This is a genomic window from Enterovibrio norvegicus DSM 15893, from assembly GCF_900115495.1.
In the GTDB taxonomy this organism is placed as follows: domain Bacteria; phylum Pseudomonadota; class Gammaproteobacteria; order Enterobacterales; family Vibrionaceae; genus Enterovibrio; species Enterovibrio norvegicus.
On the sequence record NZ_FOWR01000008.1, the window covers coordinates 1 to 14,523 of the forward strand.

13 protein-coding genes, 1 tRNA gene, 1 other RNA gene and 3 pseudogenes are annotated in these 14,523 nt (G+C 48.7%); 4 read left to right on the top strand and 14 right to left on the bottom strand.

Going from position 1 to position 14,523, the window contains the following annotated elements:
• Nucleotides 1-578, bottom strand: a pseudogene (locus BM082_RS25170) (hypothetical protein); the annotation flags it as partial.
• 694 nt (nt 579-1,272) lie between these two features.
• Nucleotides 1,273-1,548: pseudogene (locus BM082_RS25280) on the bottom strand (transposase); the annotation flags it as partial.
• A gap of 51 nt (nt 1,549-1,599) precedes the next feature.
• Between BM082_RS25280 and BM082_RS24750 the strand changes: the two are divergent.
• Nucleotides 1,600-1,913 (top strand): annotated as a pseudogene (locus BM082_RS24750) (integrase core domain-containing protein); the annotation flags it as partial.
• An 88-nt stretch (nt 1,914-2,001) separates the two neighbouring features.
• On the opposite strand, the gene BM082_RS06495 reads toward BM082_RS24750, so the two are convergent.
• The 4 genes from BM082_RS06495 to galK form a co-directional block, all read right to left on the bottom strand.
• A non-coding RNA gene (locus BM082_RS06495) (RtT sRNA) lies at nt 2,002-2,148 on the bottom strand.
• Between the two features lie 44 nt (nt 2,149-2,192).
• Nucleotides 2,193-2,283: transfer RNA gene (locus BM082_RS06500), tRNA-Ser, on the bottom strand.
• A 108-nt stretch (nt 2,284-2,391) separates the two neighbouring features.
• Nucleotides 2,392-3,450, bottom strand: coding sequence for a galactose-1-epimerase (gene galM, locus BM082_RS06505; protein ID WP_017012865.1), 1,059 nt, complete (start codon nt 3,448-3,450; stop codon nt 2,392-2,394).
• Nucleotides 3,447-4,646, bottom strand: coding sequence for a galactokinase (gene galK / locus BM082_RS06510; protein WP_017012864.1), 1,200 nt, complete (start codon nt 4,644-4,646; stop codon nt 3,447-3,449). Before galK ends, galM begins: the two co-directional genes overlap by 4 nt.
• A 378-nt stretch (nt 4,647-5,024) precedes the next feature.
• Here galK and BM082_RS06515 point away from each other — a divergent pair, with 378 nt between their 5' ends.
• Entirely contained in the window at nt 5,025-5,387 is a 363-nt protein-coding gene (locus tag BM082_RS06515; RefSeq protein WP_017009747.1) for a HopJ type III effector protein, read from the top strand.
• A gap of 116 nt (nt 5,388-5,503) precedes the next feature.
• Here the strand turns inward: BM082_RS06515 and BM082_RS06520 are convergent, their stop codons facing one another.
• Entirely contained in the window at nt 5,504-6,088 is a 585-nt protein-coding gene (locus tag BM082_RS06520; RefSeq protein WP_026024806.1) for an HD domain-containing protein, read from the bottom strand.
• Nucleotides 6,089-6,104: 16 nt separating this feature from the next.
• A complete protein-coding gene (gene rimJ / locus BM082_RS06525; protein WP_035013705.1) occupies nt 6,105-6,692 on the bottom strand; it encodes a ribosomal protein S5-alanine N-acetyltransferase in 588 nt (195 codons plus the stop codon).
• Nucleotides 6,693-6,721: 29 nt separating this feature from the next.
• Here rimJ and BM082_RS06530 point away from each other — a divergent pair, with 29 nt between their 5' ends.
• On the top strand, nt 6,722-7,201 hold the full coding sequence (locus tag BM082_RS06530) for a methylated-DNA--[protein]-cysteine S-methyltransferase (protein ID WP_017009750.1): 480 nt from the start codon (nt 6,722-6,724) through the stop codon (nt 7,199-7,201).
• 267 nt (nt 7,202-7,468) lie between these two features.
• On the opposite strand, the gene tyrR is transcribed toward BM082_RS06530, so the two are convergent.
• The 6 genes from tyrR to pspA form a co-directional block, all read right to left on the bottom strand.
• Nucleotides 7,469-9,007, bottom strand: coding sequence for a transcriptional regulator TyrR (gene tyrR, locus BM082_RS06535; protein ID WP_017012861.1), 1,539 nt, complete (start codon nt 9,005-9,007; stop codon nt 7,469-7,471).
• A gap of 407 nt (nt 9,008-9,414) precedes the next feature.
• Nucleotides 9,415-10,440, bottom strand: a complete 1,026-nt coding sequence (locus tag BM082_RS06545; RefSeq protein WP_017012859.1) for a YcjF family protein — start codon at nt 10,438-10,440, stop codon at nt 9,415-9,417.
• 8 nt (nt 10,441-10,448) lie between these two features.
• Complete coding sequence (locus tag BM082_RS06550) at nt 10,449-11,843, bottom strand: YcjX family GTP-binding protein (RefSeq protein ID WP_074926029.1); 1,395 nt, start codon at nt 11,841-11,843, stop codon at nt 10,449-10,451.
• 175 nt (nt 11,844-12,018) lie between these two features.
• Entirely contained in the window at nt 12,019-12,405 is a 387-nt protein-coding gene (gene pspC / locus BM082_RS06555; RefSeq protein ID WP_017012857.1) for an envelope stress response membrane protein PspC, read from the bottom strand.
• Complete coding sequence (pspB, locus tag BM082_RS06560) at nt 12,405-12,632, bottom strand: envelope stress response membrane protein PspB (RefSeq protein WP_017012186.1); 228 nt, start codon at nt 12,630-12,632, stop codon at nt 12,405-12,407. The genes pspC and pspB overlap by 1 nt, the downstream gene beginning before the upstream one ends.
• A 27-nt stretch (nt 12,633-12,659) precedes the next feature.
• Nucleotides 12,660-13,325, bottom strand: coding sequence for a phage shock protein PspA (gene pspA / locus BM082_RS06565; RefSeq protein WP_017012185.1), 666 nt, complete (start codon nt 13,323-13,325; stop codon nt 12,660-12,662).
• A 186-nt stretch (nt 13,326-13,511) separates the two neighbouring features.
• Between pspA and pspF the strand changes: the two genes are divergently transcribed.
• Nucleotides 13,512-14,516, top strand: a complete 1,005-nt coding sequence (pspF, locus tag BM082_RS06570) for a phage shock protein operon transcriptional activator (RefSeq protein WP_074926033.1) — start codon at nt 13,512-13,514, stop codon at nt 14,514-14,516.
• Nucleotides 14,517-14,523: the final 7 nt, after the last annotated feature.

The window sequence follows — 14,523 nt, forward strand, 5'->3', positions numbered from 1 at the left end:
GTACCTGTGGTTGAGCCGTCGGTAGTACCCGTAGTTGAGCCGTCAGTCCCGCCAGTCGTTGAACCGTCTGTGGTACCTGTGGTTGTGCCGTCTGTACCGCCCGTGGTCGAACCATCGGTCGTACCTGTAGTGCTGCCGTCTGTACCGCCGGTCATTGAACCATCGGTGGTACCCGTGGTGCTGCCATCCGTACCGCCGGTGGTTGAACCGTCTGTCGTACCCGTGGTTGAGCCGTCGGTGCCGCCGGTGGTCGAACCATCAGTCGTACCTGTGATTGTGCCGTCAGTACCACCCGACGTTGAACCGTCTGTAGTAACGCCAGGGCCACCACCGGGTGGGTTTACGCCATCGGTTGAACCACCGTCCCCCGAGCCATCTGTTTTTCCATCTGTCGAACCGCTATCGGTTACACCGCTGTCTGTCGAACCACCGTCAGTTGTGCCAGTGTCTGTGCCGGGATCTGTAACTCCATTATCAGGACTATTTGCGCGAAAGGCGTTATCGCCTGAGTCACAGCCAACTACCAGAAGAACCGAAATTAATATTGCTATTTTGGTTCTGAGCTTGAATCCACGCATGTCATTTGCTCCCGGCAAATTATTATAAGCACCAAATTGGAGAACTAAGTGTGTGAAGATTTGGTATGAATTAAGGAAGTTATACAAACGGACTTATATGACTTCCTCGGTCAAAAACCTTTAACCCTTAAAAAGCATCACCCGTCCTAGCAGGCAATATTGAGTACAGAAATAGCGGGCAAAGAGAAATAAAAAAACACACCAAGTACATTGAATATATTGGTGAGAATGAATATGCAAATTTGAATAGAGATGATATTTTTCTATCAAATTATAGAATTTTTCATATTTAATAATGTTATCAATTAGATTTTAACTAACTATAAAGTCATGCTTAACTAGTTCTTTTCTGGTACTTAAAACACTAACTTTTGTGTTGTTATACGGATAAAGGTCACATTAATGCATTTTAAATATATCTAAATATTTACTATTTTTGGCAAACACTTTCATCAACTTATGATTTTTTTAATCTTTCAAGGGAATCATATGGAAATTAAAATAAGTATCTATCTAAATTACATTAGGACTAGTTTTTAAATTAGAAATACCTATATAAGTGAAAAATCACGGAAAATAAAAACAGAATTTAATAAAAAGAAAATTCATCAAAATATAATCATAAATAGTATTAAAAACTAACAATTCTTGACAACAAATCTGGGCATAAAAGCCAGAGCGTCCGCATGAACGATTAGAATTTAACCATTGACGCCAATCCAGCCATAAGGACTTGCTCCAAAAAGGTTGGTTGCATCATGCAGCGTTTCTGTTTCATCGGCACACTAATCTTGGATGGCTCTGCTCTTAACATATTTAGTGCCATGTGCCTTAATCCCGCCAAGTTTTCAGCAGCGTTTTCTCGGTAAATCTAGCAAGCATCTTCCCGCATACTGACATCCAAAATCCAATGCATCGACTCAATACCCCAATGGGGGCGGATAGCATCTCCCGCCTGCTCTGGTGTCAGGTCGGTGTGGTTTGCGTCAGTTTGGAAACCATGCGATGAAGGAGCTGTTCGCAAAAAAGGCTTGGTAACGGGCCCGAGCTTATCTCTGAACAATTAACTAATTGGTGTAAAGCTCATGATATCGAGCTTATATATATCCAGCCTGACAAACCTCAAAAAACGGATTTGTAGAGCGCTTTAATGGCTCGTTCCGTCGTGAGTTCATCAATGCTTATTTGTTTGAATCCATAGAGCAGGTTCGAGATATGGCATGGGTGTGGATGTGTGATTATAACGAAGAACGTAGCCGCAAAAGCTTAGGAAACATCCCTCCGGCCGAATACCGGAGGAAATTGGAGACCTCTAGCTATGTATTGTCTCGCTAAAGGGGAAGTGGACATCTGCATCCCTATCTGAATAGAGGTAGATTCTAGATACGAAAAAGCCCGCTCAGTGAGCGGGCTTAATCTAATTTGGCGGAGAGATAGGGATTTACTTGGTCACTTCGTTCCCTTGCCCTTCGGGCCGTTGCCTTTTCCGACTGCGTCGGGGCAACGTTGTCTCGCTTCGCTCGGCTGAACCCTGACTAGGGTCCTGCATCCCTATCTTTTTCGAGGTTTAAAAATGCAAAAAGGCCGCTGTAAGAACAGCGGCCTTTTCTAATTTGGCGGAGAAATAGGGATTTGAACCCTAGGAGGGCTATAAACCCTCGCCGGTTTTCAAGACCGGTGCTTTAAACCACTCAGCCATCTCTCCGTGGTTGCGGCGAATATTATAGTCCTCTCGGGGGGCTGTAAACCCTTTTTTCCCTAAATTCGTTCGTTCGCGCACTTTCTCAGCAATCTGGTGATAATCACATCAACACTACCCCATGATCGTAAATTTATACGTGGTCTCATGGTTGTAAGGCGCGTTCTTAGCCAGTACGGAATTGGGAAAACTTGGCTGATTTGGTGAATCTGGCAAGTAACCTGTCTCGAGTGCCACGCCGCTGTGTTTTTTGTATTCGCCTGAACGTGAAGGCTCACCCGCCAAGAAATTGCCTGTGTACACCTGCAAACCGGGTTTGGTGGTGAACACTTCCATCATCAGTTTACAATCAGGTGAAATGAGTGATGCAGCCACTTCTCTCGCGTCTGCTGTCTCGTCATTCAGTAGATAAGCATGATCATACCCTTCTGCAATGCGCTGGGTTGGGCTTTGCATGAGATCTCGGCCAATGACTTTGCTCACGCGAAAATCCATGTCATCGCCATCCACCGCAATCAAGGTGCCTGTGGGGATCAGGTTTTCATCCACATCAACATAATGGTCGGCATTGAGTCGAAGCCGGTGTGAAAGGCAATTTTCATCGGTACCTGAAAGATTGAAATAGGCGTGATTGGTGAGGTTCACTGGGCTAGCTTTGTCGCAGCCGCCTTGGTAACGAATAACCACGGCGTTGTCATCGTTCAGCGTGTAAGTCACCGACAATTTGAGTGTGCCAGGAAAGCCTTGGTCGCCATCAGGGGAAACGAGCGAAAAGGTGACGGAGTTATGGCTGAGGGATTCTGCATGCCAGCGCCGTTTATCAAAGCCGGCTTCTCCGCCGTGTATGGTGTTCCCGGCTTGGTTGCTTGAAAGGGAATAGATTTCCCCATCAAGCGAGAACTGCGCCTTGGAAATGCGGTTTGCGTACCGCCCTACCGTCGCGCCAAAGTAAGCGGTTTGTTTTGCGTAATCTTCGGCGCTTGAGCACCCTAGTATCACGTCTCGCTTGGTGGCATTGACAGGGACAAGACAACTTACCCATGTTGCGCCGATATCCATAAGGGCAATAGACATGCCGTTGGCATTGGTCAGTTCATACAGATTCGGAGACTCTCCATCCGAGGGGGTGTGGGAGTGAACGCCTTGTATTGGTTCTTTTTCGTGTGTTGTCATAGTGCATCCTCCTTGAGCACAATTACTTCTGCGCCATTCTCAGCACTACATACATAAATGTCGGCCACGAGGCCCGATGTGAGATCGTATTGTTTCACAATAGCATCGGTCACCGATTGAATGTGAGCAACAGGCACCAGTGCAACGACACAGCCGCCAAAGCCTCCGCCCGTCATTCTTACGCCACCTTCATCACCGATCACGCTAGACACGATATCGACGATGAGATCGATCTCTGGCACGGTGATTTCAAAATCATCGCGCATCGATCGGTGAGATTCCGCCATTAAGGTGGAAAGGGTTGTCCAATCGCCACGTTCAAACGCGTCTGCTGCGGCCAAGGTGCGGGCATTTTCGGTGACAACATGTTTGGCACGCTTCGCGATGACGGTATTAAGTTCATGTTTCTGCGCTTCAAACGTTTCAACAGACACGTCTCGAAGCGCTTTCACGCCGAAGAAATCTGCCGCGGCTTCGCATTGTTCTCGGCGGCTATTGTATTCACTGTCCACTAAACCACGTTGCTTGTTCGAGTTAATGATCATGACTGCCATGTCGCTGTTTAAGCTGACAGGCTTCGTTTCTAACGATCGGCAGTCAATCAGCAATGCATGCCCCGGCTCACCAAGCGCGGAAATCAGCTGATCCATGATCCCGCAATTACACCCGACAAAATAGTTCTCTGCCGCTTGCCCCACCAGCGCGATGTCTTGCAGTGATATAGAGGAAGAGGCATCTTTGCTCAGGTGCGACAACGCCAACCCAACGGCGACTTCCAGCGACGCTGAAGAACTCAGCCCCGCCCCTTGCGGGACGTTACCTGTGATGACAATGTCTGCGCCGGTCAGCGTTAATCCATGTTTGATTAAGTGCACCGCCACACCACGCACGTAGTTCGTCCACTGTGCCTCTTGGTTGTGAGCGATGACGTCATTGAGGGAGAAGGTGTCTTCCGCGTTGTCGTAGTCGGCAGCGATAACGCGCACGATGCCGTCCGTACGCGCTCGGCCTGCAATGATTGTTTGGTAGTTGATGGCGCAAGGCAGCACAAAGCCGTCGTTGTAGTCGGTGTGCTCTCCAATGAGATTGACGCGACCTGGCGCTCTGAATAAATGCGTAGGAGCAAAACCGAAATGGTGCTCGAACGTCGATTGTACAAACTGGCGCTGTTGTTGATTGCGCTGTTGATCCGTCATTTTCACCTCAACAAAAATCACTCCCTGTACCTAACGCGCCACCACGGTGTCATGGATTGCTTTGACAATAAAATCAATCGACTACTGAGAGAATACCCAAGGTGAGCTGCCGCTCCCTTGCTCAAGAATGCGTTGTCATAAAATCACCGTCAGTGACCTAAAGTACACGAGAAAAATGTAAACGTTTCCAATTGTTATGCTAATTGTAGACAGTGAATCAAAGAACAACCTGCTAGACGGTAAAAGAGATGCAATAAATCGCGTTGGTTGAGTAAAGCTTTGCAGAGCCCCACGAGATTCAAGATTGGCGCTTCACTTTGGCGCGTCATCCTGATACAAGGGGGAGAAATGGACGCGACACATCGAAACAGGAACAGAATGCAACTCAACGACTTTCTCGCAAAACTGGCGAATACCCCTGCGCTTATTGAATTTGAAGACACCATGAGTGTTATCGATGGGCAATACGATTTCTCGCCTACACGCTTTACCAATGGCGATCTCGTTAACAAAGCAGGGCAAAATTCAGGATCATGCAAAATATTGTCGTTTGGTCAGTTGCATGAGCTAGAAGAAAGCGCGGTACTTGCGTGTTTCGGGGGTTACTACCGCGATGATGTACTTTGTCATCCATCAGGGAATGACCATCAGAACATCCGCAACTTTATGGTATCGGGCTGGAAAGGTGTTCAGTTTGATCGCCCTGCGCTAACACCCAAAACAACCGTGTCTTCCAGTTAAGCGACGTTCAACCACAAATAATAGAAAGGGAGCGTGATGATCACATCACGCTCCCTTTTTCGTTTCTGGTTTCATTTCTGGCGTCAAAGCGCTGCCGACTTTTCATCAAACGACGACTACTTTAACCAGCCCTTGTCTGCGGCGTCTTTCAACATGGTTTGGGTATAATCCCACAGCGTTGTCGAGCCTTTTTCAATTTTGCTGTTCACGGTGAGCGCTTGCTCTAAAGAGATACCGTGTTCCCTCCAGCTTTGTCCGTTGGTATTGACGTTCAATAGCATGGGCATAAGCCTATCTAACGCTTTGCCGAACTGTGCTTCTGGCGATTGCGCGGCTTCAAATTCATGCCATAACGCAAGCAATTCATCGCCTTGCTCTTTCGGCAACATACCGAACAAACGCGCTGCCGCTTTCTTTTCATTTTCTTCTTGAGACTTTGCGGCCTCGAGGTCGTAAACAAAGGTATCACCCGCATCAATTTCCACCACATCGTGAATAAGGAGCATTTTCACGACTTTGGCGATATCGACAGGTTCGTTCGCGTGCTCTTCGAGCAAGAGCGCCATGAGTGCGACTTGCCAACTGTGCTCGGCGGAATTTTCTAACCGTGCATTGTCGGATTTGATGCGCGTTCTTCGCAGCACGGCTTTGAGTTTGTCGATTTCAATCAGCAGCGCGAGCTGTTTTTCTAAGCGAGACAGTGACGTCTCAGGCACGTTATTCATTGATAGCTGCCACCCAATTTGGATTGATCAGCGAGGTGAGCGTGTGGTCTTCCCACTTGCCGTTGATCAAGAGATAGTCTTTCGCGTACCCTTCTTCTTGAAAGCCCGCTGCTTTTAATACGGCTTCGCTACGGGTGTTTCTAGGCATGTAAGAAGCCATGATGCGGTGCATGTTGAGGTTATCGAACAGCCATTGGTTCGTTAAGTTGAGCGCACGTCGCATGAATCCTTTGCCTTGAGCATCTTCAGCGAGGGAGTAACCCACATTACAGGCGTGAAAAGGAAACTGCATGATGTTGTTGTAGGTGATCACACCCGCTATCTCATCGGTGTCTTTTTCGAAAATCAGAAAATAGTAGGCCAGACCATGACGTTGGAGCTCCACCAATTGCATGACACGTCGCTCCCACCCTTCATACGTGAAGAATCCTTCGGGGCGAAGTGGCTCCCAAGGTGTCAAATAAGTGCGATTTAATTGGAAATAGCGAACAATTCGAGCGACATCTGCCTTCTGTATTGCACGTACGACAAGATTATCCACACTCAAACACGGGAAAGGGTTTATAATTTCGACAGTCAACTTGCCTCCAGTCTAAATGCAGCATGCCTATGTTCTATGATAGTTTTGAAACAGATTTGGGAAAAGTACACCTTCTGGCCGATGATACTGGCCTTCGACAATTGACGTTATGCTTAAGGCATCCTTTTGAGCATAGCCGTGATTGGCATCACTCTCCGGCGCAACTTTCGGGGTATCGCACCCAGCTTATCGAGTTTATCTCTGGTGAGCGGACATCGTTTGATTTACCCCTTGCCCCCGAAGGCACCGAATTCCAACACAAGGTTTGGCAGCAACTTCGCAGCATTCCTTATGGCGAAACCCGCACTCACGGTCAAATCGCTAACGAAATTGGAAATCCTCAGGCCTGTCGCGCTGTCGGCATGGCGAATAACGTTAACCCTATTCCCTTCATCATTCCTTGCCACCGCGTGATTGGCAGCAAAGGTGAATTAACAGGTTACCGTTACGGCCTTGAGATCAAACAAAAACTGCTCGATATTGAAGGTTGCCCGATTGTAACGGATTAGTCCCTATCGCTTTATTTATACCCAAGCAACCTGACGTGCAGACTGCTTAGGTATAGACCGATCATAAAGATATAGACCGATCACAAAGATACAGACCGATCAGAGAGATATGCGCTGATCAAAAAAGGTGGCAGAAATTCTGTCACCTTTTTTCGTTTGGTTGCTTACTGTAACTTGGGTTGCTCAGGGTAAATTGGTTTGCTCGCCCTAAGCGGATTTAGCAGATTTAGCGCTTACACGCTCCCATTCAGATAAACAGAACCCACACTACTTTTTGCCGATGCTGTATTCACGCAGTTTGTTGGCAATCGCGGTATGCGACACACTCAAACGTTTAGCCAGCTTACGCGTCGACGGATAGCTGCGGTACAAGTTGCTCAAAATGCCGGACTCGTAGCGCTTCATGATGTCATCCAACGAACCGTCCATAGACTCTTCGGTTAAGAAAGCGCTTTGTTCGGTTTCTGGCAGTTGAATGTCTTCTTTAGTTAGCGTGCCATCTTCAATTTGCGTGACCGCGCGGAAAAGCACGTTACGCAATTGGCGAATGTTACCGGGCCATGAGTATTGCGACAGAAAATCTGGCACACCCGATTGCAATGCTGGGCGCTCTTGACCTAACTCGGCAGAGAATTGGTTCAAGAACAGTTCGGCCAACGGTTGCACATCTGATGGACGCTCACGCAGCGGCGGGACCGTCAGCGATAACACGTTCAAACGGTAATACAAATCTTCCCTGAACTGCCCTGCTGTGACCAACTCTGACAAGTTCTTCTGCGTTGAGCAGATAACGCGAACATCCACTTTAACTTCGTGTTCTTCACCCACGCGACGGAAGGTGCCGTCTTGCATGAAACGCAGTAATTTGATTTGCAGATGCGGGCTCATTTCACCCACTTCGTACAAGAATACTGTACCGCCATCCGCTTGTTCAAACTGGCCTTTCTTGCCTTCGCGTTCAGGGCCAGGCGCGCAGCCAAACAATTCGGTTTCTGCCGCATCGTCAGGCATGGACACACAGTTCACCAACAAGAACGGATGCTCTGCGCGGTGCGAGCGTTGATGACACGCTTTCGCGAGCAGTTCTTTACCCGTGCCCGTTTCACCTTGGATCAGCAATGGCGCATCCAGCAGTGCAAATTTTTTCGCTTGATTGACCAAGGCGCGGAATTTGCTGGATTGACCAACAAGGTGCTCAAAACCGTGCTCGCCCGGCGTGCGGTACAAGGTGGTTGGCAGGTGATTCATCGACACTTGTTTTAGCTGCACCACGGCACTGGCTAACACATCATTGTCTTCACTGTCGGTAACATAAACGGGCATCACTTCCATCAAGTAATCAATGCCTGTTAACACCACCTGTCGACACACTTGGCTGGCTTTTTCTCGCTCTAACCAATGTGCAAAGTTGAAATCAGGGAACAACACATTGGCCGATTCGCCAATGAGGTTTTCATGGTGCGACCCCATCAGCCTAAAAGCAGATTTGTTGGCCATGTCCACTTTCCCCGTAAGGTTCAGGGAAAAGACGGGGTCGCTCAGGGTTTCTAGCAATGCACGCAGCTCACGATGCTCGCGCTCTGCGGGTAGGAATTGGATTTTTCGAACGTCGGTGACGCCACTAATCAGGCGAATTTCAGACATAAGTTGCCTGAACTCATCGAACTCTATCTCGGGGCAGTTAAGGTAAATAATGCCGACTTGATCGATTTCAATACCACGGAGGTCGATATTACGTCTTGCGAGAATGTCGAGAAGTTCGCGGGTTAATCCAAGTCGATCTTCACAATAGACCTGTAATCTCACGTTGATGTCCTACTTGAAAGTCGAAACACACTGTATGTGTTACTTCTGCGTTCCGACATGTTGATCAGGAAAGAAGCTCGCACTTTCTGGCACGTACATTTTTTGCGCAAATTAGCGCATGTAAAAAGTGTCAGGAAATGTTGACAGTTTCAGAAGTTTGCGCCCGAACACTGTATGAGTCAAGTGATGTGCTAGAAAACGTGAGAAAGAAATTTACATGAGGGGAAGGAATGCCTTTTTCGCTGCAAACGCTGACGAAAAAGCGTGCTTTGGCGCGCACGAAGCGAGAAGCGAGAAGCGAGAAGCGAGAAGCGAGAAGCGAGAAAAGAATACGAAGGGAAAGCGGGAAAGCAAAGAGGGCCGAAGCCCTGTCTGTTTGCGTTCGCTGTTTGCACTCGCTGTTTACGTTAACCGTTTGATGAACTGCCTTTCGGTGTCAGCTTGCCAAGCAATTGGCGACGCATGTCCGACAGCTTAGGGGCTGGCGCACTCAAGTAAGGCAGCGGGCGCATCAGTGCCATCGCTTTATAACCCAAACGTGCAGTGAGCAAGCCGACACCCAAGCCTTGTGCCACACGCCCTGACAATCGACCCGCAAGATCGACGGAAAGCAGATCTGCACCAACATCCGTTAATGCTTCACTCGCGCCCGCAAAGGCCATGTTTGCAAGCACCAAACGCAGCAAGCGAATGCGAGACCAATAGCCAAGCTCTACGCCATAAATGGTCGCCACTTGTTCTAACAAACGGAAATTACGCCACGCCACCAGCAGCATGTCAGCCAACGCTAACGGGCTCATGGCAACCATCACCGCGGCTTCGCTGGCGTATTTGGTGACCATTTTTTTCGCGGCGATATCTTGTTCTGTCACGACCATGCTGTCGTAAAGCTCAAAGACTTCTTTGTCGTTGTGGGTCGCGGCGAGGGAGTTCTGCCAACGATCAAACCCTGCGGTCAGTTCACCGTGGCCTTGATGCGCCAGCTTTTCACAAACAGCTTTCGCTTTACCAATGCCATCCGCATCGATGATCGCTTGAACGGTGTCGCGCTCATCTTGGCGGCCTTTTAAGCGACGAAGCGCAAGAAATTCTTTGCCAAGTGCAGACACGCCCAGCACGGCAAGGCCTGCAACAAAGCCGCTCCAACCGACGGCAAGCCAATCGGCAGTTTGGACTGCGGTAACCACGTTATCAACGGTTTGCCAACCCACCAACGCCAAGCCAGCAGCCGCTAATGCACGCAAACCCCAGCGCTTTTTACGCGGCGCTAACGTGGCTTCAAGTGCTTGTTCAGCGTCGCTGTCTTCGTTCACGGTTGTGATGGCGAAATTCGTCGCATCATGATCAAATTGTTGCTGAGCCGTTAATTCAGGCGATGCATCGCTGTCGTCTTTAGGCTCATCAAACACAATCGCTTTTTTAAATTCAGTCATGTCTTACCTTATCTGAGCTTGTCGCCCAGCAAATATTGCAGCGCTTTATCGACACGAATGTGGGGCAAAGGTTCATCCACATCAGAGGGCATTGGGCGGAATTGGCGGAACTCAAAATGGTTGTTTTGCCAAAACGCATCCCCCGGTAATCGTGCAGGCACATCGCCTGGGTACATCAACATCGGCTCGCCGCTTTCCAGCGTGCCTCGCAGTGCTGAAATCGTTTCGCCTTTGTGATCAACCATGCCAGGCTCGGTGGCTTGAATAGACGCGAGGCTTACGCATTCCATATCAATGCCTTCAAACGCCGCCGACTGCCACGCTTCATGAATCAATTGTTGTAACAAGGACACCAAGTTCGGGTGCTGCTCCGGCGTGACGTGGTCAGCCTTGGTCGCGGCAAACAAAATCTTATCAATGCGTGGTAAGAACAAGCGGCGGAGCAAACCACTTTTGCCGTAACGAAAGCTCTGCATCAATTGTTCGAGTGCCAAACGCATATCGTTAAACGACTCTGGCCCCGCATTCAGCGGTTGCAAGGTATCCACCAGCACGATTTGGCGATCCACTTTCGAAAAATGGTCTTTGTAAAAGCCTTTCACAATGTGCTGGCAGTAATAGTCGTAACGCTGCTTCAAAATGGCATAGTTGCTGTTTGACGATGCCGACGCCAGTTGGCTTTCGCTGTATTGCCCGTTTGCCAATGGGAAGAACTGCAACACAGGCGCACCGGCATATTCACCCGGCAGCACAAACCGACCCGGTTGCACCCAATGTAAGCCCGCTTCATCTTTGCAGGCATGCAAGTACGAGGTATAGCCTTCTGATAACGCTGCAATGCGCTGCTCATCGGCTTCTGCCAATGGGTCAAACGCATCCAGCGCTTGAAGCCAATCATCAGCCAGTTCTTTGCGTTTCCCTTTCAAAATGGCGGCTTGCTTACGCGACCATTCATCAAAGCTCATGCTCAACAACGGCAAATCCAACAACCACTCACCGGGGTAATCCACCACGTCGAGGTATAAGGTGGCGGTTTCTTGCAACAGCTTCATCGCGCCTTTTTTGGGGCGATAACGGATCGCGAGGCGAATTTCGCTCACGTCTCGCGTCGGCGACGGCCAGGTTGGCGGCTGTGAACGCAATGACTGAATGCCAATGTCGTAATCAAACGCAGGAATATGAAGCTGAGTTTGCTGAACACGACGCGCACCCAAGACTTGCCCATCTCTGACAGGCTGAAAAAGCGGCATTCTTGGGTTCGTCGCGCTATGAAGAAGCTGATTGATTACCGACGTAATAAACGCCGTTTTACCCGCCCTTGAAAGGCCAGTAACAGCAAGACGAACATGGCGATCTAAGCCACGGTTAACCCATTTGTTAACCTGATTTTTAACGGATTTCATTAAAAGCAATGACTCCTAATAAACACATACCCAAATCACTTCTGTGTGAAAGCATCTTCGACCCAACAGGGCTCACGGAAGAGTTTACGCCGAAAGAGGAAACCAAACCGAGAATATGATGAGAAGAAATTTGGGTATGTCCCCCGCATGATGCGGGGGAATGAGAGGAATGTGCTTATAGCTGTTTAAACTTACGGTTTAAGTCAAACTCTGAAGACGTTACGTACGCCTCCATTTTTGCCACATCTTGCTCCATCTCTTTCATTTCGCTGTCGATATCAACCAACAAATCGTTCGCTGTTTTACCTTGTTGCCAAGGTTTTTGCTTCACTTGGTGATCACGCATGTGTTGCGTCTGCTGCACTTCTTCCGGTGGCATTTTTTCGAGTATCAGCATTGCTGCGAGATACGCCACCAACACAAAGAAGCCCATGCCGATAAGAAATGCTGTCACGGTGAGTATCCTCACTAACCATATTTCAACACCAAAGTAATCGGCGACGCCTGCACAAACACCACCGATTTTCCCGTTGACGGGATCACGATACAGCGTTTTGCTCATTATTTGTGTCTCCAGTTTGGGGCTTCTTCATCAAGAATGCGCTCTAGGGAATGGATACGGTCTTGCAGTGACTCTGCGCGATCTGCCAACGCTTGTAACTGTGCGAATTCATCACCACTCAAACCCTGACCAACCTGACGCTTACTGCGATAATGGAGCCATAACCAGATGGGTGCAACGAATACTAGAAACACCACCAGTGGGATTGATAGAAACGCCATTGACATGCTTTCTCCTTACCTAAGCAGGTATAATTATTCTTTGTCTTTCAGCTCTGCTTTCATGCGAGCCAGTTCTTTTTCGATGTCGTCTTGCGCTTGAAGATCCGCAAACTCGTCTTCCAAACGTTTGCCTTTACCTATGCTGAGGCTGTCGGCTTCTGCTTCAAGCTCATCAATGCGGCGCTCGTACTGTTCGAATTTTGCCATTGCTTCATCAGTACGGCCAGTGTCCAACTGACGGCGAACATCAAGACGATTGCCCGCCGCTTCACGACGCATCACCAAGGCTTTTTGACGCGCACGGGTTTCTGTCAGTTTGGTTTCGAGTTCCGCGACTTCGTTTCCGAGTTTTCCAATGGTTTCTTCAACCAAGTTGTACTCTTCTTTTAGCGTCAGCAAAATATCATGCACTTTTTGCTTTTCAATCAGTGCTGCGCGCGCCAAATCTTCACGAGATTTTTGCAGTGCCAGTGTCGCCTTCTCTTGCCAGTCGTGCATTTGACGTTCAATGCTATCGACTTTACGCGCTAACTCTTTTTTGTCAGCAAGAGCACGTGCTGATGAAGTACGCACTTCAACCAAGGTGTCTTCCATTTCCTGAATAATCAGGCGAACCATTTTTTGTGGATCTTCTGCTTTATCAAGCAGCGAATTTACGTTTGCATTCACGATATCTGCAAAGCGAGAAAAAATACCCATTGTGATGCTCCTTTTACAATCGCGCTGAGTGCGCTATCAGGTGACGAGGTAATCCTCATATGCCTTACCTATATCAAAGTGCGTGCCAACTTTTATAATCATTAAATATCAGTCAGTTAACATCTTATGTGCATTTTATGCCAATCCGCGTATGATGAAATAAACTAACAGTTGGTAAATTTAACCATGCAAAAGCCTGACAACCTGATTGGTGAATCCGACCACTTCCTTTCTGTGCTCGATCACGTCTCCCGCATTGCGCCTCTCAACCGCCCGCTTTTGATTTTGGGTGAACGAGGCACGGGGAAAGAGCTTATCGCGAAACGCCTGCATTATTTGTCACGTCGTTGGGATGGCCCCTTGGTGAGCTTAAATTGTGCAGCGCTCAGTGATGGATTGATCGATTCAGAATTGTTCGGCCATGAAGCGGGATCGTTCAGTGGCGCAAAAGGCCGTCACAAAGGGCGCTTTGAGCGTGCGGAAGGCGGCACCTTGTTTTTGGATGAGCTCGCCACCTCTCCGCTTGGCGTGCAAGAGAAATTACTGCGCGTGATCGAATACGGCGAGTACGAGCGCGTGGGCGGCAGCGATATTCTGAATGCCGATGTCAGGCTGATCTGCGCCACCAATGAAGATTTGCCACGCTTAGCTGAAGAAGGAAAGTTTCGCGCTGACTTACTCGACCGCTTGGCGTTTGACGTGATTCACCTTCCGCCTTTGCGTGAGCGCCATGGTGATATTTTGCTGCTGGCGGAGTATTACGCGCTGAAAATGTGCCGTGAACTGGGGTACGGCTACTTTGCGGGCTTTACCAAAGAAGCAGAAAAAACCTTAAACACCTACCACTGGCCGGGTAACGTGCGTGAGCTAAAAAACGTGGTCGAACGGGCGATTTATCGCCATGACGATGAAAATTCTCCGGTTGATACCATTCACCTAGACCCCTTCATCGCGCCTTGGCAGACCCTTGTTGCGGATGAGAAAGAAGCGTCTTCACCTGCCTTTTCGCTGCCAATGGATTTGCGCCAATGGCAGCAGGCGCAAGAAAAAGAAATTGTTGAATTTGCGATGACACAAGCCAAGTACAACCAAAGACGCGCCGCAGAGCAACTCGGGTTAAGCTACCATCAAGTAAGGGGATTATTGCGAAAGTACAATCTGGTTGGCGATGAAAAAGAGGAATCTGAATAGAATCGCC

Coding starts and splice junctions, on each gene's coding strand:
- pspC (WP_017012857.1), bottom strand. CDS start 12,405: ATGAGCAAAACGCTGTATCGTGATCCCGTCAACGGGAAAATCGGTGGT.
- pspB (WP_017012186.1), bottom strand. CDS start 12,632: ATGTCAATGGCGTTTCTATCAATCCCACTGGTGGTGTTTCTAGTATTC.
- pspF (WP_074926033.1), top strand. CDS start 13,512: ATGCAAAAGCCTGACAACCTGATTGGTGAATCCGACCACTTCCTTTCT.
- pspA (WP_017012185.1), bottom strand. CDS start 13,325: ATGGGTATTTTTTCTCGCTTTGCAGATATCGTGAATGCAAACGTAAAT.
- BM082_RS06530 (WP_017009750.1), top strand. CDS start 6,722: ATGTTCTATGATAGTTTTGAAACAGATTTGGGAAAAGTACACCTTCTG.
- BM082_RS06550 (WP_074926029.1), bottom strand. CDS start 11,843: ATGAAATCCGTTAAAAATCAGGTTAACAAATGGGTTAACCGTGGCTTA.
- galK (WP_017012864.1), bottom strand. CDS start 4,646: ATGACGGATCAACAGCGCAATCAACAACAGCGCCAGTTTGTACAATCG.
- BM082_RS06545 (WP_017012859.1), bottom strand. CDS start 10,440: ATGACTGAATTTAAAAAAGCGATTGTGTTTGATGAGCCTAAAGACGAC.
- galM (WP_017012865.1), bottom strand. CDS start 3,450: ATGACAACACACGAAAAAGAACCAATACAAGGCGTTCACTCCCACACC.
- BM082_RS06515 (WP_017009747.1), top strand. CDS start 5,025: ATGCAACTCAACGACTTTCTCGCAAAACTGGCGAATACCCCTGCGCTT.